This window comes from Paenibacillus xylanilyticus, from assembly GCF_047246825.1.
In the GTDB taxonomy this organism is placed as follows: domain Bacteria; phylum Bacillota; class Bacilli; order Paenibacillales; family Paenibacillaceae; genus Paenibacillus; species Paenibacillus xylanilyticus_B.
In genome coordinates this window covers 645,775-667,722 of record NZ_JBFOLB010000003.1, presented here as the reverse complement: position 1 = coordinate 667,722, position 21,948 = coordinate 645,775, and the positions used below count along the sequence as shown (strand labels likewise).

Genomic DNA, 21,948 nt, shown 5'->3' with positions numbered 1-21,948 from the left:
ATAACGGAGGTGAAAGTTTTGGATTGGGGACGGGCGAAAAATGTGTTGATCTATGCCTTCCTGCTGCTTAATCTGGTGCTGGGTTACCAGATCTGGATGGATGCGCGGGAGACGGCCGGAGCCAATCTGGACTTCACCTCCTTGGCAGATAATACGCAGCAGGCGATGGAAGAGAAGGGCATTCAGGTGCTGGCGCCCATTCCGAACGAAACACCGAAGCTGCCGAAGCTGTCTTATGAGTTTGTAGAAGAGGACAAGACAGGGATTCAGGTCGAGCTTGAGCGGCCGGTGGACAGTAAGCTGATCTTCTCGCAGAGGGAGCTGGAGGACGTGCTGGCGAACGAAATTCCGCAGATCGGCACATATCGGCTGGATCAGCTGATGACAGAGGATGGGGCCTTTGTGCTTCATCCGCTTGTAGATGGGAAATGGCCGCTTTTCAATGTCAGTCTGGAGCTGTTCTACAGCGATCAGAAAATTACGGGTTACCGTCAGACTCCGGTGCGGGTTACAACCGCGGAGGAGAGCGATCAGCAGGTGCTTCCGGCGCCGAAAGCGCTGGGAACGCTGATCGAGAACTTTTTGCCGAACGATGCGATTGTCAAAGACATTCAGCTGGGCTATTACGGCCAGTTGTTTAATTCAGATATGCAGGTAGCGATGCCGGCATGGCGGTTCGTGCTGGAAAGTGGCGAAGTGTTGTACGTGCAGGGCATCAGTGGGGATGTATTCAGTCCCAAGACAGACAAATCAGGGGAGTAATGCGTTATGGGGATATATTTTACCGTGTTATCCAGCGGTTCGACAGGGAACGCCACGGTCATACAGCATGGGGGCACATCACTCATGATTGACGCGGGCCTTAGTGCGAAGCGGCTAGAGGCATTGTTTCTGGAACGGGAGATTTCAGGAACGGAGTTGGACGGGATTCTGGTTACACATGAACATTCCGATCACATTAAAGGACTAGGCGCGATGTCTCGGAAATATAATTTACCAATCTATGCGAATACGAATACGTGGGCGGCGCTGGAGAAGTCGGTTGGGGCGATTCCAGAGGAAAACCGGAGGGTGTTTGAGACGGGGGAGCAGCATGATTTTGGCTCTCTGCGCGTGGAGTCTTTCGGCATCTCCCATGATGCAGCGGAACCGGTGGGGTACACGTTCGATGATGGGAGTGAAAAGCTGTCCGTTGCAACAGACCTCGGATATATGAGCGACAAGGTTCGCGATGCGATCGCAGATTCCGATGTGCTGGTGCTGGAGGCGAATCATGATGTCGAATTGCTGCGCATGGGGCGGTATCCATGGAACACCAAGCGCCGCATTCTGAGCGACATCGGGCATTTGTCGAACGAAGCGGCAGGGGCAGCGCTCAGTGAACTGATGAACGGACGCATCAAGCGCACGTATCTGGCACATCTCAGCCGGGATCACAATATGATGGATTTGGCGAAAATGACCGTGCGTGAAGCCATGGAGAGCCGGGGTTGTTTTTATAAGGATCATGAATTCAAACTCTGTGATACTTATTATGACCGTCCTACGCCATGGGATAGGGTGGGTGAGCCATAAAGCTGTCGAGCTCGGCGGCTTTGCGTTCCACTTCCTCGCGGGTCAGAATGCCTTTGTCAATCAACAGCTCGATGATGGTGCTTAGCGCTAGAGTGTTACGGTAATGTTCTTCTTTGAGATCGGCCAGCTTGGCCGCCATATGAACCTCATCCATTGCTGTGAGGGTACGTGTGCGTTCCATAAGTAAATCCTCCTTCTATGAACCTTCGAATTGGTCTTTTACTATTATTGTAGTCAGGCTGGATGGAAAACATTCCTCTTTTTGCCGCTATAATTTGAGTTGTGAGGCGTGTATGCTGAAATCTGTGGCTTCATGAACTGAAAAAGTTCTTAGGAAATTGGTAAAAGTGCGCTTAGCGAACCGGATTTTGTGGTGATAGTTACTATGGACGTTTTATTGTAGGTCCGTTATTGGTAAGTCCGTTTTAGCAGAAATTTGCGTCAATCTTCGTAAATATGCAACTTTTTTGAATTTGGCGTGTTTAGTATATATGGAGCCTTGGAAATAGGCTTGTTTGTTCGGGAAGTTGGCATGTCGTAGAATACGAGAACGTTGCTGATAGAGTCACGGACAGGATGGGAGTGCCCGTTCTGTTGTACATAGACGCTTCATTTCGGGATAGCGGGGATGCAGCGATATGCAAAACAACCTTGAAAAATGCTAGAAAGCATGGAAAACCGTTGGGGTCTTCACGTAACGGAGGCGACAGAAGGAACCTGAAGAAACGAAGTGTTCGCCTGAAAGTTTTCTGAAAGAAAGCTGGTTCGGGAGTATACGGCTGTGAACAAATTTTCACCTTGGAAGAGGAATAAGAAAATTTGAGTAACAGCGCTCGGAAGGTTCATCTGTCGGCGGAGTGGGCTATGTGAGAACACCATCGTTGGCCATGCCACAATGTTCAGGCGGCAGTCAGGATCTGGATGCGTGACAACGAAGGGGAGAGGATCACGATGGGATTGTTCGGAGACGATTTTTATTCAACCAAAGTATCAAGACGCGCCGAGCCTGTACAGAAAGGCAAACTTCAGATTATCCGTCCCGGTGGGCGGGACCGCTGGCAAAATCCGCGCAGATCACGCTCAGGCTTCAGCTCCACCGTGAAGGTAGCAGTGATTAGTTCAGTAATCAGTTCCATCGTGACCGTTACGCTGTTTAGCTTCATTATGCAGCCCGCATCTGTGCCTCTCGCCAACGCTACAGGCAATGGCGGGAACGGAGGAAACGTGCAGGCGGCTCAGACCGCTGACCCATACGACCGGATTATTCAGGCGGCAGCTGAGGTACGTCCTTCGGTGGTGAGCATTGTGAACCATAAGACAGGTGGCAGCCTGTCCATGGAAGACTCGGCGCTCGGGTCAGGTGTCATTTTCAAGAAGGAAGATGGCAAGGCCTATATCATGACCAACCACCACGTAGTCGAAGGTGCAAGTGATTTGGAGATCGTGACCGTCGAAGGCGAAACGCACAAGGCAAAATTGGTCGGCAAAGACCGCGTAAGTGACATTGCAGTGATGTCGGTAGAAGACGCCAAAGGCATTGGTCCAGTAGCGGAGATCGGGGATTCCAGCAAGCTGCAGCGTGGTCAGACAGTACTCGCGATCGGGAATCCGCTTGGTCTGGGCGGCACGCTGACATCCGGTATTGTCAGTTATACAGACCGCATTCTGCCGGTATCCATTAATCAGGATGGTGTATACGACTGGGAGCAGAATGTGATCCAGACCGATGCAGCGATCAACGAAGGAAACAGCGGAGGTGCGCTGGTCGATCTGAACGGGAAAGTGGTCGGCATCAACACGATGAAAATCTCGGATACAGGCGTTGAGGGCCTGGGCTTCGCGATTCCGATGAACGAAGTGATGAAAACCGTGGATTCGCTGCTGCTAAACGGCAAAGTATCCCGTCCATACCTGGGCGTGTACACCGTGGATCTCAGCAATCCATATGCTCCACTGGATGACGAGCAGCGCAAGGATCTGAAGCTGCCATCTCACGTCGATAGTGGCGTAGTGGTGCTTGAAGCATCTGGTCCGGCATCCGAAGCGGGTTTGAAGCTCAATGACGTCATTACTGAATTTGACGGGCAAAAAATTACCTCTACGCTCGATTTACGGAAATATCTGTACGATGAGAAGAAGATCGGCGATACCATTGAAGTGACCTTTTACCGGGACGGCAATGCCGAGAAGGTATCGGTGAAGCTGACGGATAAACCGGAGTAAAAGAAATAGGGAATACTTTTGATATGAAGTCCCCTGCTTGTGGAAGAAGCGACACACCATTCACTGGAATGGTGGAACCTTCTGACATGAATCGGGGATTTTTTTTATTTTCCTTTCTATATGTGGAATGAACCAGAGCCAAAGTCTCAGATACAGAAGGTGAAGGCTATGATAGACTATTTCAAAACGTGCCAAGTTGCACGATTATGCGAGTAACATGCATTTGTCGTGGCTGGATTGGAATGACCAGTTTGGAAGAGGGGGAGCTTATTTCGATGAAACATTTGGTGAAAAAATCGCTCGGAGGAGCGGCATTACTGCTGTCATTGTCCGTACTTTCTGCATGTGGATCTGAGGTGTCTTCATCCGGATCTGCGGATAACAGTGGTTTGGAGGGACGAGTTGCAGGTCTGGAGAAGCAGGTTGCCTCACAAGGTGAGAAGAGCGTAGAACAGGATGAGAAGATTGCAGAGCTGGAGAAGAAGCTGGACGAGCTGAACAGCACGGTAACAGCGGTAAATGAAGCGGGTGGGAATGGTTCTGCTGCTTCAGGAAGTAACGGATCTGCCGGCAAGGGAGATGGTGTACTCATCACGTTTGCCCAATACGAGAAGCTTGAAGTGGGCATGACGTATGATGAAGTGAAAGAGATCGTTGGCGGTGAAGGTGAGGCCCTGAGTGAGGCGGAAAATTCAGTGGTTTATAATTATAAGGGTTCTGGTGATTTGGGCGCCAACGCAGTTCTGGCGTTCCATAGCGGCAAGCTGCTGACCAAGGCACAATCGGGATTGAAGTAAGAAAGACAGAAAGACAGACTGGAAAATAAATGTTTCGAAACACTATTAGCTTCGTAGTATGGAATCATTGGAGCGTTTCTTAGGGACATGGAATAGTGTCGAAAAAGAACGCTTTGTTGGTTTGTTTTTTGTCGGTTGGGGAAGATTATTGGGAGTTAAACACGATAAATAAGGGATAGGGGTTTCTTTTCCACCGCAGGTGTGATAGAACAGAGAAGTGGCTATCCTGTATGGATAAGCGGTTGTGAATCGGGAGCATAGCTGGTTACAGAAAGGATGCTTGAACGGATGTACGTAGTATGCAAAGAACACGTGGACATTGCCATTGACATGTTTGTCGATGAGTATGAGGACGCTCCGGATATTGTTGATCTGAAGGAGACGGAATTTGCCGATTGGGACCCGCCTGCGAAGTGCGCCGAGTGCGAACAAAAGGCCGAGTTTCTGGTCGTCTAGCGTACTGTGTAGGCATCCGCAGCAGAGGCGTCCCTTATGGGCACACTCGCTCGCCTGCCATCCGGTATGAACATCACAGGCAAGAAGCAAGGAGAGCGTGTCGGAGCGCTCTTTTTGTGTTTTTGGGGGAATGGGTTGATGGTATTGTATGCTGATGCAGGTTTAATAAGTGAGATCATAGGTGTGTCGAAGCATCGTTCATAAATAGATACATACGGGACTGGATCATGAGGAGGAAATGGATTAATGTTCATTCAGATTATTGGCGTAGGCAAATTGAAGGAAAAATATCTGACGCTTGGCATACAGGAATATGCCAAGCGTCTCGCCCCGTACATCAAGTTTCAGATGATCGAGGTCGCAGATGAGAAAGCGCCCGACACCCTGAGCGAAGCTGAGGTGCGGGCGGTAAAAGAGCGCGAGGGGGAACGGATCCTCGCGCATGTGAAGAGCGAGGCGCATGTCGTTGCGCTCGCATTGGACGGCCAGCTCTGGAGTTCCGAGGAGCTGGCAGAGGAGATCGACAAGCTCGGCACGTATGGGACGAGCCATGTCGTGTTTGTCATCGGAGGAAGCCATGGGCTCTCCGATGAGGTACTGCGCCGCGCGAAGCAGCGACTGAGCTTCGGGCGCATGACCCTGCCGCACCAGTTGATGCGGCTGGTGCTGGTGGAGCAGATTTATCGCGCAGTGAAGATAAACCGGAATGAACCGTATCATAAGTAGGGAAAAGCTATGAGATCAGCTCATTTACAATTAATATCATCATAAAAGAGCTGTTTGTCGTTAGTGGTGGTTAGTTATGGCGTAAGCTTGGGAGCCTGACGATGGTGTGTGTTTTGCTCGTAGGAATAAGCAAGCTTAATCAAAGTTGGCTCGCTGAATGGACGTCCGAAGAAGTCCATGCCGACCGGCATATTGTCGCTCGTGAAACCTGCCGGAACCGTTACGGTAGGATAGCCGGTGAAGGAACTGAGCTTAAATCCATTGCCGATCGTCTGGTTTCCGCCAATCTCCACGATTTGTTCAGCCGAAGTTGGGAAAATAAGCGCATCGAGATCGTAGTCAGCCATCATTTTCAGAACGGCCTGTTGAGCCAGCTTTGTACGGAACAGGATGATGTCTTTGTATGCTTCGTCATCCATGGTTTCCTTAGCATTGCGGTCTTTGAGTTGCTTAGCGATGGATGTATCGAACATGCCCGTTGAGATAATATCTGATAAAGTATCATAAGGGCGGTTGGCTCCAAGTGTCTCCAGGTAATCGTTGAACTGGAACTTGAATTCCCAGTTGCTTAAGCTTTCGAAGTTGTTGATTTCTGCAAAGTTTGGAATAGCAACGTTATCAATTAGTGTCGCCCCGCTTTGCTTCAATTCGTCAATCGCATTGTCCATTACGGCATTAATTTCTTGATCGGTACCGAATACTTCCCTTACGATGCCAATCCTTGCTCCATGCAGGCCGTCCACATCCAAATAATCTGAATAGGTGTCGGGAAAATGGCCGATACCGCTTGCGGTAGTTTCGTCGTTTCGATCGTAACCAACGGTAGCATCAAGAACTGCAACTGCGTCTGCTACGGTTCTAGCAATCGGGCCACCAGTATCTTGAGTTAGAGCAAGCGGCATAATGCCGTCCCTGCTTGATAGTCCAATGGTAGGGCGAATGCCGACCAGGCTGTTGAATGAGGAAGGCACTCGGATCGAGCCGCCAGTATCGCTCCCCATCCCTACAGTTGCGAAGTTAGCAGCAATGGCAGCACCTGTCCCGCCGCTAGAGCCACCCGGTACTTTTTCCAGATTGTAAGGGTTAAGCGTTTGTCCGCCAAGCGAGCTGGACGTCGTATAGCCAAAAGCAAATTCATGCAAATTAGCCTTAGCCAAAATAATCGCGCCAGCTTCTTTGAGTTTTTTCACTTGGTAAGCGTCATCGGATGGAATGCTGTCCTTCAGTGCCAGAGAGCCACCGGTTGTTGGCATATCCATTGTATCGAAGTTGTCCTTCAGGATGACGGGGATACCGTGTAGTGGTCCGCGCGCTCCTTGTTCCTTTCGTTCTTCGTCAAGCTTTCTTGCAAGCTCGATGGCATCCTCATTAATTGTGATAATCGAATTAAGCTTCGGACCATTGTCGTCGTATTTCCCAATTCTGTCCAAATAAAGGTCTACAAGCTCTTCTGAGGTCAATCTACCAGACTTAAGCGCGTCCTGGATTGAGGTGATTGAAGCCTCTATTGGACTAAACGGCTGTAAATATTGATAGAGTCGATAGGCAACGATAGCCGCTTCCGAGTATGTGAGCGTTTGGCCGAAGCCATATCTGCTCGAGGATATTCCTTTCATAATTCCTGATGTTGCAATGACTTCAATGGAGGGTTGGTAGGTGCTTTCTTTCACATCAAGAAAAGAGATATCTTCCGAAAAAGGTACATCTATAATTTGGTCTAGTAAAATGGCTGCATTCTCTCGTTTGATTTCGGTGGAGCCTAATGTATTTGTGATGTCTTGATCATAACCCGCCGCATCTGCTGCTTCGTTTAACAATTGTACGAGTTCATTTGCTTGTACTGCACTTTTTCCGTTAGAGGACGTGAGGAAGTCGCTCGGTGCCCACTTAGCTGAAACAAATTCATTCAGCTCTGTACTGGTGCTCGCGGCGGTTGCTGCATATCCTGATGTTGGCAGCTGTGAAAGAAGAAGTATCCCTGTAAATGCTACGCTAATCATTCGTAGTTTATTGTTGCTAATCATACTGTTTACACTTCCCCCTTCTACTTTGATAGATTTATTAACATTATAGTGGAGATTTAAGTGAAAGCAATGGGTTTTATGTAATTTTTATTTACATTGATCAGGTCTAATTACTTATTTTTTAAAAAAATTTGAAATATAAAGTGGTTAATAGATTTTAAATGTTATATTATCGAACATTTACAATAAATTTTATTCTCGATTGGAGTGAATGAAATGAGTAAATGGAGAGAAGATGTAATCCAAGCGTACGCTGTTACGATCAATCTGCCCGTTAGAGGCTATAAGCCGAGAAAATCGAAGCCCTCTTTTTCTGTCCACTTCCTCAAAAAAAACGTCTTTTGGATGTGGGACAATCCCCCTTTAGAATAGATCGAAGCCCCAAGCACAAACTTTGGTGTAGAGCCAGATACAGATATATCCCATCTCTATCAATCTTGAAATCTTTTACATCCATTTGATAAAATTCGCGATTTTTATGAATTGATTTATGTTAAAATATCTCAGGATCAGAAATTGGAGAGGGGTTTTTTAACTCATGTCATGGAAAAAAGTTCTGGGTAAAAGCACCATTCGTGTGGCTACTACTGCATTATTGCTTTCTCAACTATTCGGCGCGGTAGGTCCAGTCTCTGCTGCAGGTACAGATGTAGAAGTACATTTGATCGGGATCAATGACCTGCACGGTCAATTGGATACCACATCATTGGTTGGTGATAAAAAGGTAGGAACGGCTCCAATTCTAGCTACATATCTAAAAGAGGCTCAAGCCAAATATGAACACTCCCTACTCTTCCATAATGGAGACTCTGTCGGTGCATCTGCTCCAGTTTCGTCTCTCGATCGGGATGAGCCTACGATGGAATGGATGAATATGATGGGCTTTGACGTAGGTTCTTTGGGCAATCATGAATTTGACCAAGGGATTGCTGCCTTAAAAGCACAAATCTTTGGCGGCCTTGATCCAAAAGAAGGCAAGGTCACTCATGCGGGTGCAAAATTTGATTATGTGAATGCAAACGTTGTGGAGACTTCCACTGGCAAAACATTAATTAAGCCATATGTGATCAAAGAAGTGGGCGGCGTCAAAATCGGATTTATCGGATTGGTGACAAAAGCTACACCTGCTAAAGTATCCCCATCGGGTACAGCAGGCGTGCGTTTCTTAAGCGCAGAAGAAGAAGTTGAAGCCGTTAATAAATATTCAAAAGAATTGCAAGATCAAGGTGTAGAGACGATCATCGTCCTGGCGCATGATCCAGCAACGACCAAAGAAGGCGTAACCACTGGAGAAGCAGCTGATTTAGCAAAGGCTTTGGCAGCAGATTCCCCTGTTGACGTTATCGTTGCAGGTGACAATCATGCATTGGCTAATGGTGAAGTGAATGGAAAATTGGTCGTTCAGGCTTATTCTTATGGTACGGCATTCGAAGATATCAAGCTGATGATTGACCCTACGACTGGGGATGTAACCGAAAAATCAGCTACAGTTACAACGACTTTCCAAGAGGGTGTAAAAGAAGACCCTGAATCTTTGGCTATTATTAAAAAATCATTGGACAAGCATCCTGAGCTAACCAAGCCAGTAGGTACAACAGATGGTTCTGTCACTCGCACAGATGCTTACAATAACGAAGCACCTCTGGGAAACCTCATTGCAGATGCTATGCGTCAAGCAGACTTTGGTGATAACGCAAGCGAAGCTGACTTTGCATTTATGAATCCAGGTGGTATTCGTGCGGATCTGCCCGAAGGCGATGTGACCTTTGCTGATCTTGCCAAAATCCAACCTTTTGGCAATACGTTAGTGAAACTTGAGCTGACTGGTGAACAAATTCAAACCTTGTTGGAGCAGCAATGGGGAACCAATGCAGACGGTACACCAAACACCAAAACACTACAAATCTCTGGCCTGAAATATACGGCAGATTTCAATAAGCCAGTTGCAGAACGTGTGACGAGTCTTAGTCTTGAAGATGGCACACCTATTGATTCTGCAAAAACATATACGGCTGTAGTTAACAACTTTATGGCCGCAGGTGGAGATAACTATAAAGTGCTGGTGGATGCCAAATCATCCTTGGCAGGTCCTATCGATCTGGATGTATTCTATCAGTACATTGTAGATACGTATAAAGGCGGTGCGATTCAAGCTGAAACAGAAGCGCGTATTACGAACGTAGCTGCACCTACAGAACAACCAGAGACACCTGTAACAACTGAATTCATCTCCCGTGCTGACTTTGTAAGTGCTCTGGTAGACATGTTGAAACTAAACGAAGTCGCTACAGCACCTACATTCAAGGATGTTGCTGCTGATGCTGCATATGCGGATGCGATCGCTGAAGCGACTCACGCTGGATTCATTCAAGGCTTTGGTGGCAACTTCAATCCTGATCGTGATATCACTCGAGAAGAAGCGGCTACCATCCTTGCTAAATTGTTGAAAAATCCAGCTTCGGATAAAGATGCTGCTGCAATCATTGCTGGTTTTGGAGATGGCAAAACCGTGTCTGCCTATGCGGTTAAATCGTTGGCTAACCTGATTGACAAAGGAATTCTTGGAGCAGCAGAGGGCAATTTGCTCGAGCCTAAACAAGGCCTCTCCACTAACGATGCAAAAGCTCTGATTCAAAAAGCTGTTGCAGCGAAAGCTTCATAGTATAGAACTTATTCAAACCTTATATTAAAACAGGAAAGCACATCCTTTTGGAAAATAGCTTTCTTCTATTGATAAACCTCCAATTTATGAAGGGGTTTATCTAGGAGAGTGCTATATCCCAAACCAGGATGTGTTTTTTATGCTTTTGTATGATTAAAACTTAAATACTCTCCTTCAATTGATAATCTCCCCCAATAAAGCAAAGCAAGTAAGAAACCCTTTCCTATCAAAACAGATCCTCAAATAGTTCAATGCCATGATTTAAGTCCAGTTTGTTGAGATTTTGTAGAGACTCGTTTTTTAAACTAAACAAGAAAGAGTGGAAACTCGGACCGAAGTGTATTTTTTACGAGCCAACGATCTATGGAGGAGGTGAACAGGAGGGAACTCTGCAAGATTTCGATAAGGCAAAGGGCTACTGGGATCAAGGAAATAGAAGAAATTCATTCGGTTTAGTGTGATCGGGACGATCAGGCTGCTGGTAATGAATTTTGGTAGTTTTGGAAATGGAGGAGAAAGGTATTTTGAAACAAAAACGCAACATGGGTAAGGCAATACTCTCTTGCTTCCTGGCAATGATGCTCGTTTTACAGACGGTGGCATTTTCTGTCACTGCATATGCGGATAGCGAGCCAAGCGATGCTGGGGCAGCGGTCATTAGCGAAACTGATTTGCGGGGCACAGATGAACCGGTACCAGTGACTGACGCAGTGTACGATGTGCCGAACGATTCCATAGTGATGGCGGCAGTTCCGACGGAAAAAACGGCAGTGTTCATGGATGCTAATTCAACCTTTCCGCTGAAGGTGACGCAGGGAACTGACATTGCTCCAGGCGGTACAATCCAAGGCAGACAGGCATTTACCCTCAAATCAGAGGGCCTCAAGGTGCCGGTAAAAGGGGATTATGCAAACACGCCGGATGAGAATGACACGACCAAGTACATTCAGAAGGGCGACTCAATCGAGTTAAGAAGGGATACCTACTTCAATGAAGTGGTGCTGCCGACAGCTACCAAGCCGTTAATGGCAACAACCGATATGGGTGTGAAGCAGCTCGGTACTGCCTCCTTCACCCCGAATAGCATCAAAATTGTGTTTGATGGTGATGATTGGTTTTTTAATGGTGTCGGACGAGGGGTTACCTTTGGCTTCGAAACCACTGCCAATTCGGATGTAACAGGCATGAATTACGGTGATACAAAGCCTATTTCGATTTTCGGGGGAGCATATGAGCTAAAGAACCCGGATGTTACAGCAGCATACAGCATAACGTTAAGCTCACCTGGAATGATTAGATGGGATCAGTATAGTTACAGGGGGATTCAACCAGCCCAGTTGGTAGAGGGTGCAATTACCTGGGAGTCAACGGTGTCTGCATTCGATCAGTTTGATAAAACGGTTCAATTACCATTGGACGGAAAGATATTCTATACGAATCCCACAACCTATAATACCAACCCCGGAAATGTCCGCGGCATCTATATGGAGGGTTCATTCAAAGTAAATGGCCAAAATGTAACTCCAGTCATTGGGGCAGACGGATCGCTGACTTACCTATTTCCGGAGGGAACAGGTCTGGATCCAAAGGTTGAATATAAAACATGGATTCCCAAGGAAGCTTATTATTACGAGTATCGGAATCCGCCAAGCAATCTTGGTCGCAGCCACCGGGATATGAATGGCAAAGTGGAACTGAGACAGGACAATCTTATGTTGGTGCAGGCAAGTCAGGAGATTTCTTTTGCTCCCGACTGGATTCAAGCCAGTGCCTCATATGACCATCCGAATGAAACCATTACATGGAGGGTCACAGTTAACCAATATAACAAAAAAGGGTTAAAGGACTTTACTATTACAAATGTATTACCTGCTGGGCTGGACTTTATATCAGCTGAATGGCAGACTTGGGTGGATAACACTGCATCTGAGGTACAGCCTATTACACCAGATGCAAACAGCATGTATTCCTTTGGGAATATCAACGGTAAAGTAGAATTAGTGATTAAGAGCAAGGTAACAAGCGGTTCAAGCTTCAGAATAGATCCTCGTGCCAACTGGAGTCTGGATACACCTAATGGCATAAAAAACAACGATGTCGTGACCGGTACAAGGCCTAATGCAGTGACTGATGAGGCCATTGTCAGCATCGGCGCGCACACTTTTACCAAAACAGGCGCCGTTTCAACCGAGGATTATAGCTTGGGTGGCGTTACCTGGACCGTGAATCTGACGCCACAGTATAACCTGCCTGATGCAGCGGTATACGATGTGCTGGTACATGGTGGAGACTTAAACGTCTTGGACAACGCGGTGGATGCAACCGGCGAAGTGAGCAAGGAAACCATTGCAAAAATTAAGGCCAATGTTAACTCGTATCAGCTGTGGAAGCAGTATCATGAGGGGACTTTGAAGACCACAGCAACCGGACTTACGACAAAAGCTATTCCTTTAACCGTAGACGGTAAAGTGGTGGCAGATTTAATCAAGGTGACTGGGTATACGGATATGGCCGCATCTTTCAGCTTCCGTACACTGGAGACCAACCCGGATATCCTCTTCAGGCAGAATATCGATTCCGGAAAAACGATTCGGAATCGGGCTCTTCTGTTAGATGGTGATACCGTAAAAATGACGGAAAACGCTGTTAATCTTCATCTGCGCATGCTGAACAAGGATATGCTCTTTGCCTCGAAGCCATTGAAGGCAGATGGTACACTTGAAAATGTAAGCCCGAATAACGTTAGCAACTATATTAGAAACGATAACAATGAAGCATGGACCATTTCTGCTTATGACAGAACAACCAAGACGGTCACATTCCGTTTAGGGGTAAACATGCCCGGATATAACACGGAAGAAATGGCCAAGGATGGCGGTAATCGAGTCATTAGCAATATCAAGCTGGTGGACACACTGCCCGAAGGCTGGGAATTCGTTCCGTTTTCTGAAGGTGAGGACTTTGAGCTTTGGAAAGGACTTTCGGACAATGGATCAGGTACAGAGTATGGTGTCCGGAATGATGCCAGAACACGTATTGAACCAGGTACCAGTGCGCATGTAGTCAGTTTTTCACATCAAGGAAACGAGGGGACGTTCACTTTCTCGAAGTTGGAGAGTCCATACATCATTCTGGTGAAGGCTAGACCTTCCAACGCTGCCCTGCAGAAGTATTTGGATGAATACACCACAAGCGGCATAGACAAGCAGGTACTGTATAACAAAGCCGATCTCCATATGACATGGGGTGGTGTGGAGAAGGTTCTCACTGAACAGCGCAAAGTTATTGTACCAGTTCAAACCCTTGGCAAGTCAGTAACGAAGCCAGTTCCAGGAGTACTCGAATGGACAGTAAACTATACCCCTCCATTTAACATGACACAGGGTGTATATTTGCAGGATACCATAGGTGCAGGTATGGATCTGCGCTATGAAGAAAATGGACAGCTTGTGCTAACAGCACCTAGTATGGCCGTCTATCGGGCTAAGCTGTCTGCCAGCGGAGCACTGGAACGAGAGGGAGAAGCACTGGATCTCAGCGACCCGAATAGTGAAGTTCAGGTAGAAGCTGTCCCAGGCGCGGACGGCACGACGGTGCTAACATTTAAAATGGATGACCCTAATCAGTTTTACCAGTTTGTCTACCAAACGGAGGTTGACCCTTCCAAAGCAAAAGCTGGCGACAAAATGGGTAACGAAGTAAAGCTGATGGGCGATGACAAGCTGAAAACAGTCAGTGCCAGAAGTGAAAGCACGCTGGACAATTCAGACGTTGCCGGAAGTTCAAGCTCCAATGCCCTTCTGCCTCTGAGGAAGGTGGATCCCGACAACAATCCGCTAAAAGGTGTGGAGTTTACACTCTATAAAAAAGACGGCGGGACTCAAGTTGCGAAAGGAACAACCGACAGCGGAGGGAAACTCAATCTGCTATTCCCCGATCCAGGGTATTATGAGTTGAAGGAAACGTATATCGACACAACGACATGGTTGCCGACTACAAGAATTTATCAGGTTTATGTAGGCAATACGCCTGGAAAGCCCATCTGGGTAGATGGCGTGAAAGTAACCTCTGATAATCCGCTGGTTGTGCCTACACCGGCACAAGGAAAGCTGACCATCACCAATAAGGTGGAGGGGAACGGTAGCGATTCTTCCAAGGATTTTGAATATACCGTGACTTTCGAGGGCGAAGGTAAGGACGGAGAATACACCTATAAGAAGTCGGATGATACGTTTGGTACAATCAAAAGCGGTGGCAAGATTACCCTCAAACACGGGGAGTCTGTGACGCTCCAGGCATTACCTGCGGGTCTGGTCTATACCGTGACTGAGGCCGATTACACGACCGTTGACGGTTACACGACCACGCCGGAGACGAGAGAGCTGACCGACACAATCGTGAATAAAGGCGATCACAAGGCGGACTTCATCAATGAACGGATCGTCAGCAAGCTGACCATCAGCAATACGGTCATGGGCAATGGCGGCGATAAAACGAAGGAGTTCGAATACACGGTCATCTTTGAGGATGCAGGCAAGAACGGAAGCTATTCTTACGAGAAATCGGACGGCAGCACGGGGACGATCAAGTCTGGTGAATCCTTCACACTCAAGGATGGAGAGACTCTGAATATTTTGGATCTGCCTAAGGATCTGAAGTACACGGTTACCCAGAAGGAATACACAGCCGATGACTACATGACCAATCCTGAGGAACGGTATCATACCGGAATCATGGAGGGCAAGGATGTAATTGCCCCTTTCACGAACATTCGGGTTTTGAAGGGCGGCCTGTTCATCAGCAATACAGTTAAAGGCAAAGACGACGATAAAAAGAAATCGTTCAAGTACACCCTCAACTTCACAGGAGAGGGCGCAAGCGAATCTTACGTCTATGAGAAGTCAGACGGAAGCAACGGCACAATCCAAAACGGAGAGACCTTTGAGCTTACAGACGGCCAGACGCTGGTTGTGCAAGGACTGCCGGCGTCTCTCCAATATACAGTGACCCAGGATGATTATGCGAAAGACGGCTATGTGACAGATCCTGAAAGTCTCGTTCGCACAGGCATCATTCCAGAGAAAAATGTGGCTGAAGCAAACTTTGTTAATACCCGCCCGTATCTGGAAGGCGTACTGCGTGACAACAACACAGGAGAAGTCATTCCGAATGCACCCATTACGATAACCGACCTGAAGACCGGCAAGGAGCTTCAAACGGAAACAAATGAGAAGGGTGAATATGCGATCCCAGCCACAGCGGATACGGACTACACAATCACATATACAAAGTGGTATCAGGTAGGCGGGAAAGATGTGCCTGTCGAGTTCACGCAAAAAGCAAATGTAGACGGCAGCGTGACAGACGAGACGATTCCGGCGGACATTACAGCGGTAGGGATCGTTCTGTTCAAGCAGCTGGATGGAACAACAGAGCTGTTCAACGAGTCATTCACCAGCCAGATGCACATCTACTTGAAGGATAAGGACGGCAAGTATGTTGAGGAGAACGGCCATCCCAAGGCGTTCCCGATGGCTTCGAACGGCACTTTCTCCGTGGAGGGGCTAAGCGAGCAGAAGTACACAATGGAAGTTCGCTATAAAGCTGAGACCGGTGAGGAACTGCTCTTCAAAGTAACAGAACTGAACGTGAAAGCTGACGGGGAGCTGAATATCTCCGAGGCATTGGTTGACCCTTACGGTACGGTTTATGATGAAACGACAGGAGATGCCAGCACTGGGAAGAAAATTGATGGAGCCAGAGTTACACTGTATTATGCGGATACGCAGCGGAACAGAGATAACGGCCGCATTCCGGATACGAAAGTAACGCTTCCTTCAGTTCCGAATTTCCCACCGCATGACAACGAGAGCCCGGAGCAGGATAGCGATGCAAATGGTCTCTATGCGTACATGGTATTTCCTGAAGCGGATTACTACTTAATCGTAACGAAGGATGGATACGAAACGCACAGGAGCGATACGATTTCTGTTGATTTTGACATTGTAAAATACGATGTGCCAATGAAGCCGATAAACACCGGTGGCGTACCGGGTCCTGTCAACCCTGCACCAGAGCCGGTGAATCCAGGTCCTGTTAACCCTGCACCAGAGCCGGTGAATCCAGGTCCTGTCAACCCTGCACCGGAGCCGGTGAATCCAGGTCCTGTCAGCCCTGCACCAGAGCCGGTGAATCCAGGTCCTGTCAGCCCTGCACCGGAGCCGGTGAATCCAGGTCCTGTCAGCCCTGCACCGGAGCCGGTGAATCCGGGTCCTGTCAGCCCTGCACCGGAGCCGGTGAATCCAAGTCCTGTCAGCCCTGCACCGGAGCCGGTAAATCCAGGCCCTGTCAGCCCTGTACCTGACCAACCTGACAATTCCAAGCCTGGCAACGTCAACAATGAGACTAACAACATTGACAACGGAGTTGATAATGTCAGCGACTTAGCCGATAAGGGTGCGGGTAATGGAGATAATGAGCTCGACGATGTTCCGCAAACCGGAGACAACAGCGTATCGCCAATCTTCTATATGGTTTTGGCACTGATGTCCTTGGTGACAATCGGATTCTGTCTACTCGGTAATAAGAAGAAAAAGCACATCCAGTGATCGGAAAGGCGGTAAGGAATTGAGCAAAACTAGAAAAATTCTTATCGCCGTTTCCTCCCTTGTGTTGGTATTTTCTCTCTTCAGTGTTGGGAGAACTCTCCTGCGGGATTATACTGAGCAGCAGAAAATCGAAGAACTGACAAAAGTTTGGGAGGAAGGGTCAGACAAAGGAGGAGGGGATACATTCCCCTCCTTTTTGTCCAATAAGGCGAATGAGCAGGTCATGCTACCCGAATTCCGGGATCTTTACGAGAGGAATTCGGACATCGTCGGCTGGCTGAAGGTTGACGGCACCCGCATTGAGTACCCGGTCATGCAGAATCTACAGGATACGGAGTACTATCTCAATCATGACTTTGATAAAAAGGAAAATAAAGGCGGCCTCCCCTTTTTGGACGAGCATAGCCGGGCCAACAGTTCGGACATTTTGCTGATTCATGGACATCACATGAAAAGCGGCTGGATGTTTAAAGATTTAATGAAGTACAAAAACGAAAGCTTTTATAAAGAGCATTCTACGTTCCAATTCAGCACGCTTTACGAAAAGGAAGAGTATGAGATTGTTGCTGTTATTCAATCACAAGTTTATCGCAAATCGGACGACGTTTTTAAATATTATCAAATTGGGAATGTAAGTACACCCGACGAGTTCGATTCGTATGTTCAGAACATCAAAAAACTCGCTCTTTATGACACGGGTGTAACAGCCCAGTATGGCGACAAGCTTATTGTACTGTCCACGTGCGAGTACTCGACCGAAAACGGCAGGCTTGCGGTGGTCGCCCGAAAGCGTTAATGACGATGCTGAAACACAAAATCAGTCAGCTTCATATCGCGTTCTCCTATTGGAGGACGCGATTTTTTTGCCTCCGGGGAGATATTGATGCAAAAAATAGGGATACGATTTCCCTCAAAAAGGATATTGGTATTCAATCAAGAATTTAATTTATGTAAGATAATGGATTGCCGTTCTGTTCTGATGTTCACATAGAGGGGAGGTACATACATGAGTCCTATTCAAAATATCATAAAAAAACTAAAGCTTAATGTTTTGACTGTAGACGATGTTCCAGAGTCTTATAGTTCTGAAGTGTACAAGCTTACTCTTGCTAGCAGAGAAACCGTGTATCTCAAAATTCCATATAATAAGGATAAACTGTTTCGTGAATATCAGATGCTCGAAAGGTTAAAAGACACGCTACCTGTTCCCAGAGTATTAGACTTTTGGGACGGGGATGAATGTACTACTGGAGCCTTGCTTCTATCGGAGATTCAAGGATTACCATGCACAGAAGATGTGAATGAGGAACTTTCTTATCAGATCGGCATGTATCATGCGATGCTCCATGAGGTCCCGATGCCAGGATACGGTTACCATGTGACGGATGGATTTACGTTTCTCGACCAAAATAACTGGAGACTACATATTAAAAATAATTTTGAAAAGTGGAAAGAGCCATGTAGAGAGATCCTTGATCCGGAGTTGTACGATAGATGTGTCCTTCACTTTGAAGAGGTATTCTTTGCTTTGCCTGATCCTGATGGGCCATGCACTGTTCATATGGATTTCAGACCCGCTAATATATTGGTGAATGGTAACAAGGTTTCTGGAATCATTGATTTTGAGAGTGCCCGTGGTGGATCCTCGGAGATAGATTTTACTAAAATGAACCGATATATATGGAGAGCCAATCCGAAAACAAGGCTGCCTTTTATAGAGGGTTATCAATCCATTCGCCCCCTATTGGGTCTGGAAAGAGTGCTGCCATTTTATGATTTTTACGATAGTTTCAGTGCAGTGGTTTGGTGTAAAAACAGAGGAATCGAGAGAAATCAAACGTTCTTACACGAAAGCATTTCTTCTTTACGCAATTCAGTGAGTTGTTGAGTCGGGTATTTAGAGGTTCGAAGTGGACATAAAAATGTTTAATTCATAAGGATGATATCATAGCGAATTCACTATCTTATGAAAATGAAATTGGCAGTAATGTTGTTTTTCAAATATTGAAATCGGTTACCATCTTGCGTCTTGGGCGATAAAATTATACAAGGGGTTGGGACACGTGGATCAAAAAGCAGCGGATCGAGCAGCTAATGAAATGCCGGAAGGAACCCAGATCATATATGGAGAGTTTGCAGAGGGTGGATCCTATTATTCTTGTACTTACCATCCTGATGTCGTTTACGCAACATATGGTGATGTGGAGAGAAGATTGCAGATTATCACGCCGCACCGTGAGGGCTATAGGTTCCCTCTTGTCGTCTTCATACAGGGTTCTGCCTGGAGAAAACAGAATGTATACACCGGAATTCCGAATCTTTCGCATATTGCAGCCAAGGGTTATGTGATTGCAAGCGTTGAGATCAGGGATACAGATATCGCCAGGTTTCCGGCAGCTGTTGAGGATGTGAAATGTGCAATCCGTTTCATGCGCAAGAAAGCAGAGGAATATGGAGTGGATCCTAATCGCGTAGCGGTATGGGGAGATTCGTCAGGCGGCCATCTGTCCCTGATGACTGGACTGACCATGGGTGAATATAATAACGGCTTGTATGGGGAACAGTCCGATGAAGTCAGCGCAGTCATCGATTATTACGGCGTTTCGGACCTACTTACGCTGGGCAAATACAATGATATTCTTGACCATGATGCTGCAGACTCGCCGGAAGGCTTATTCATTGGGGGAAAAATGAATGATCACGTAGAATTGGCTAAGAAGGCCAGCCCACTGCATCAGGATCTGAATCAAAACCTTCCGCCGTTTCTTATCATCCATGGAGACAGTGATCACGTGGTCCATATCAACCAAAGTATAGAGATGTACAAGGCTCTACAAGAGCATGGACAGAAGGTAATGTTTTATAAGGTTGTAGGGGCGGATCACGGAATAGGGATATGGAATCCTCAGGTTCTCGACATCACGGCAAAGTTTTTATCGGCTCATCTGTATCGGCCATTCTTGGATAAACCTCCATTGCAACATGACAATGTATAGTAATTGAGCAGACAAATTCATATCTTTGGAATGTGGGGTGGGATTCTTATGGAGTGGGAAGAAGTGCTCACAGTACATGTGATGATCAGGGAGACTCTTAATCTGCAAAATGACGATGGCGATTCGGTAGTCATGATTTCTTTTACAGGCCATGTGACAGGAAAGTACTTTGAAGGAATCATCCTTGACGGAGGGGTGGATACCCAAATCATTGGAAAGGTTGGCGACAGGCATAACTTATCGGCAAGATATATGCTTCGTGGAACGGATTATACGGGGCAGGCCTGTGAAATATACATCGAAAATAATGGAACGTTCAACAAGAAGCTGAAGGACGTTTTGTTTCGCACCTCTCCCAAAATCATCACAAACAGCAAAGCCTTGTCTTTTTTGAATGGTGATATACTCGTGGGGGAAGGGCTGCAAGTAGAGTCGGGAATAGATATCAAAGTTTATAGACCTGTATAAGTTGGGTCCAATTCGTTTGAACGGAAACGAGCTGCGTTTTGACAGCCGAATGCTCGAACACAGTTTAAGACATGGTACGTTATAGCCAATAGCTATAACCGGCTATAACTCATTCATAGAACGGTATAGCCGCTGGGTTGTGCTATAGTAATCCTACAATTCATTTACGGCGAGGAGATTGACCTATGAGCACTCAGACTGAACCCAGACAACGTACGGTTACCCCATTTCGATATGATATCGTTGGCAGCTTCCTGCGTCCAAGCGCATTGAAAGAAGCCAGATTGAAGTTCCATAACGGCGACATTACCGCAGAGCAGTTGAAGGAAGTCGAGAATGCGGAAATTGTGAAACTTGTGCAGAAACAAAAAGAGGTTGGTCTCCAAGCGGTAACCGACGGAGAATTCCGTCGTTCCTGGTGGCACCTGGACTTCTTCTGGGGACTTGATGGAGTGGAACGGACTATAATTGATCAAGGCTACCAATTCAACGGTGCTGAGTCCAGACCGGAGACAGCCCGTTTGAGCGGGAAGATCGGTTACAGCCATCATCCCTTTGTATCACATTATGCCTTTCTGAAAGGTATTGCAGGCGAGGATGTTGTTGCACGTCAATCGATTCCTGCGGCAGCACAGTTCCTGTTCGAATTGGACCGTGCAGACAACAAGGAAAGCACACAGTCCATTTATCCAGATCGTGAAGAACTTCTCTCGGACATTGCCCAAGCGTACAAAGCAGCCATTTTGGCCTTTTATGAAGCTGGTTGCCGCAGTATCCAAATTGACGATTGCACGTGGGGAGCGCTTTGCGATAAACAATTCATGGCGCTCATGGAGCAGATCGGCGTAAATGTAGCCGAGTATGCAAGCGAGCTCGCAAAGTTGAACGAAGCGGTGGTATCCGGCCTGCCGGAAGACCTCGTGGTGACGACCCATGTATGCCGCGGCAATTACGTTTCGACGTTTGCTGGAGTAGGCGGGGGCTACGAGCCAATTGCGCAAACACTGCTGAGCATCGACAACTACTCCGGATTCTATCTGGAGTTTGATACGGAACGGGCAGGCGATTTCAAACCGCTGCGTTTCCTGAAGGACAACCAGCAGGTTGTACTGGGCCTGTTCTCTTCCAAATTCGGTGAGCTGGAGAGCAAGGAGGACATTCTGAAGCGTATTGAGGAAGCGAAACAATATGTCGATCTGAACCGTATTTGCCTGAGTCCCCAATGCGGATTTGCTTCCACGGAGGAAGGCAACCACCTGACAGAGGAACAGCAATGGCGCAAGCTTGCGTTCATTAAGGAAATTGCCGAAGAGATCTGGAACTAATTTAGATAGGTAAGTAGAATAAATCATGTTATAGCCGTACGGGATAGTAGATCCGTACGGCTATATTACATTTTGGATACGTTATACG

General features: G+C 47.1%; 16 protein-coding genes. 14 read left to right on the top strand and 2 right to left on the bottom strand.

Translation table 11 applies throughout. The annotated features are described in order from the left end of the window. Window positions 1–18: 18 nt before the first annotated feature. Together yycI and AB3N00_RS22305 are read left to right on the top strand one after the other, a co-directional pair. On the top strand, window positions 19–762 hold the full coding sequence (yycI, locus tag AB3N00_RS22310) for a two-component system regulatory protein YycI (protein WP_413036554.1): 744 nt from the start codon (window positions 19–21) through the stop codon (window positions 760–762). Between the two features lie 6 nt (window positions 763–768). Further along, window positions 769–1,575 (top strand): MBL fold metallo-hydrolase, encoded by an 807-nt coding sequence (locus AB3N00_RS22305; RefSeq protein WP_175397035.1) that lies wholly within the window; start codon window positions 769–771, stop codon window positions 1,573–1,575. On the opposite strand, the gene AB3N00_RS22300 is transcribed toward AB3N00_RS22305, so the two are convergent. Beyond that, complete coding sequence (locus tag AB3N00_RS22300) at window positions 1,544–1,756, bottom strand: hypothetical protein (protein WP_095290595.1); 213 nt, start codon at window positions 1,754–1,756, stop codon at window positions 1,544–1,546. The two genes, AB3N00_RS22305 and AB3N00_RS22300, sit on opposite strands and share 32 nt — an antisense overlap. Before the next feature lie 770 nt (window positions 1,757–2,526). Between AB3N00_RS22300 and AB3N00_RS22295 the strand changes: the two genes are divergently transcribed. From AB3N00_RS22295 to rlmH, 5 genes are all read left to right on the top strand, one after another. Beyond that, window positions 2,527–3,798, top strand: a complete 1,272-nt coding sequence (locus AB3N00_RS22295; RefSeq protein WP_413036553.1) for a S1C family serine protease — start codon at window positions 2,527–2,529, stop codon at window positions 3,796–3,798. Between the two features lie 275 nt (window positions 3,799–4,073). Further along, window positions 4,074–4,595, top strand: coding sequence for a hypothetical protein (locus AB3N00_RS22290; RefSeq protein WP_413036552.1), 522 nt, complete (start codon window positions 4,074–4,076; stop codon window positions 4,593–4,595). 288 nt (window positions 4,596–4,883) lie between these two features. Beyond that, a complete protein-coding gene (locus AB3N00_RS22285; RefSeq protein WP_068964251.1) occupies window positions 4,884–5,051 on the top strand; it encodes a CxxH/CxxC protein in 168 nt (55 codons plus the stop codon). A 36-nt stretch (window positions 5,052–5,087) separates the two neighbouring features. Beyond that, entirely contained in the window at window positions 5,088–5,255 is a 168-nt protein-coding gene (locus AB3N00_RS22280) for a hypothetical protein (RefSeq protein WP_413036551.1), read from the top strand. Window positions 5,256–5,297: 42 nt separating this feature from the next. Then, the gene (gene rlmH / locus AB3N00_RS22275) at window positions 5,298–5,777 is read left to right on the top strand and encodes a 23S rRNA (pseudouridine(1915)-N(3))-methyltransferase RlmH (protein ID WP_413036550.1); all 480 of its coding nucleotides are present in this window, start codon (window positions 5,298–5,300) and stop codon (window positions 5,775–5,777) included. A gap of 74 nt (window positions 5,778–5,851) precedes the next feature. Here the strand turns inward: rlmH and AB3N00_RS22270 are convergent, their stop codons facing one another. Further along, a complete protein-coding gene (locus AB3N00_RS22270) occupies window positions 5,852–7,801 on the bottom strand; it encodes an amidase family protein (protein ID WP_413036549.1) in 1,950 nt (649 codons plus the stop codon). 538 nt (window positions 7,802–8,339) lie between these two features. Between AB3N00_RS22270 and AB3N00_RS22265 the strand changes: the two genes are divergently transcribed. The 7 genes from AB3N00_RS22265 (at window position 8,340) to AB3N00_RS22235 (ending at window position 21,860) form a co-directional block, all read left to right on the top strand. Then, window positions 8,340–10,463 carry a bifunctional metallophosphatase/5'-nucleotidase gene (locus tag AB3N00_RS22265; protein ID WP_413036548.1) on the top strand — a complete coding sequence of 708 codons (2,124 nt, stop codon included), beginning with the start codon at window positions 8,340–8,342 and terminating at the stop codon, window positions 10,461–10,463. 524 nt (window positions 10,464–10,987) lie between these two features. Further along, the gene (locus tag AB3N00_RS22260) at window positions 10,988–17,071 is read left to right on the top strand and encodes a carboxypeptidase regulatory-like domain-containing protein (RefSeq protein WP_413036547.1); all 6,084 of its coding nucleotides are present in this window, start codon (window positions 10,988–10,990) and stop codon (window positions 17,069–17,071) included. A 19-nt stretch (window positions 17,072–17,090) separates the two neighbouring features. After that, window positions 17,091–17,867 carry a class B sortase gene (srtB, locus tag AB3N00_RS22255; RefSeq protein ID WP_413036546.1) on the top strand — a complete coding sequence of 259 codons (777 nt, stop codon included), beginning with the start codon at window positions 17,091–17,093 and terminating at the stop codon, window positions 17,865–17,867. A gap of 210 nt (window positions 17,868–18,077) precedes the next feature. Beyond that, window positions 18,078–18,959: a phosphotransferase enzyme family protein gene (locus AB3N00_RS22250; RefSeq protein ID WP_413036545.1), complete on the top strand. Its 882-nt coding sequence runs from the start codon at window positions 18,078–18,080 to the stop codon at window positions 18,957–18,959. Between the two features lie 175 nt (window positions 18,960–19,134). Next, on the top strand, window positions 19,135–20,067 hold the full coding sequence (locus tag AB3N00_RS22245; protein WP_413036544.1) for an alpha/beta hydrolase fold domain-containing protein: 933 nt from the start codon (window positions 19,135–19,137) through the stop codon (window positions 20,065–20,067). A 48-nt stretch (window positions 20,068–20,115) separates the two neighbouring features. Further along, window positions 20,116–20,535 (top strand): DUF3237 family protein, encoded by a 420-nt coding sequence (locus AB3N00_RS22240; protein ID WP_413036543.1) that lies wholly within the window; start codon window positions 20,116–20,118, stop codon window positions 20,533–20,535. Between the two features lie 185 nt (window positions 20,536–20,720). Then, a complete protein-coding gene (locus AB3N00_RS22235; protein WP_413036542.1) occupies window positions 20,721–21,860 on the top strand; it encodes a 5-methyltetrahydropteroyltriglutamate--homocysteine S-methyltransferase in 1,140 nt (379 codons plus the stop codon). The last annotated feature ends 88 nt before the right edge of the window (window positions 21,861–21,948 follow it).

Coding starts and splice junctions, on each gene's coding strand:
- AB3N00_RS22305 (WP_175397035.1), top strand. CDS start 769: ATGGGGATATATTTTACCGTGTTATCCAGCGGTTCGACAGGGAACGCC.
- AB3N00_RS22300 (WP_095290595.1), bottom strand. CDS start 1,756: ATGGAACGCACACGTACCCTCACAGCAATGGATGAGGTTCATATGGCG.
- AB3N00_RS22295 (WP_413036553.1), top strand. CDS start 2,527: ATGGGATTGTTCGGAGACGATTTTTATTCAACCAAAGTATCAAGACGC.
- AB3N00_RS22290 (WP_413036552.1), top strand. CDS start 4,074: ATGAAACATTTGGTGAAAAAATCGCTCGGAGGAGCGGCATTACTGCTG.
- AB3N00_RS22285 (WP_068964251.1), top strand. CDS start 4,884: ATGTACGTAGTATGCAAAGAACACGTGGACATTGCCATTGACATGTTT.
- AB3N00_RS22280 (WP_413036551.1), top strand. CDS start 5,088: ATGGGCACACTCGCTCGCCTGCCATCCGGTATGAACATCACAGGCAAG.
- rlmH (WP_413036550.1), top strand. CDS start 5,298: ATGTTCATTCAGATTATTGGCGTAGGCAAATTGAAGGAAAAATATCTG.
- AB3N00_RS22270 (WP_413036549.1), bottom strand. CDS start 7,801: ATGATTAGCAACAATAAACTACGAATGATTAGCGTAGCATTTACAGGG.
- AB3N00_RS22265 (WP_413036548.1), top strand. CDS start 8,340: ATGTCATGGAAAAAAGTTCTGGGTAAAAGCACCATTCGTGTGGCTACT.
- AB3N00_RS22250 (WP_413036545.1), top strand. CDS start 18,078: ATGAGTCCTATTCAAAATATCATAAAAAAACTAAAGCTTAATGTTTTG.
- AB3N00_RS22240 (WP_413036543.1), top strand. CDS start 20,116: ATGGAGTGGGAAGAAGTGCTCACAGTACATGTGATGATCAGGGAGACT.
- AB3N00_RS22235 (WP_413036542.1), top strand. CDS start 20,721: ATGAGCACTCAGACTGAACCCAGACAACGTACGGTTACCCCATTTCGA.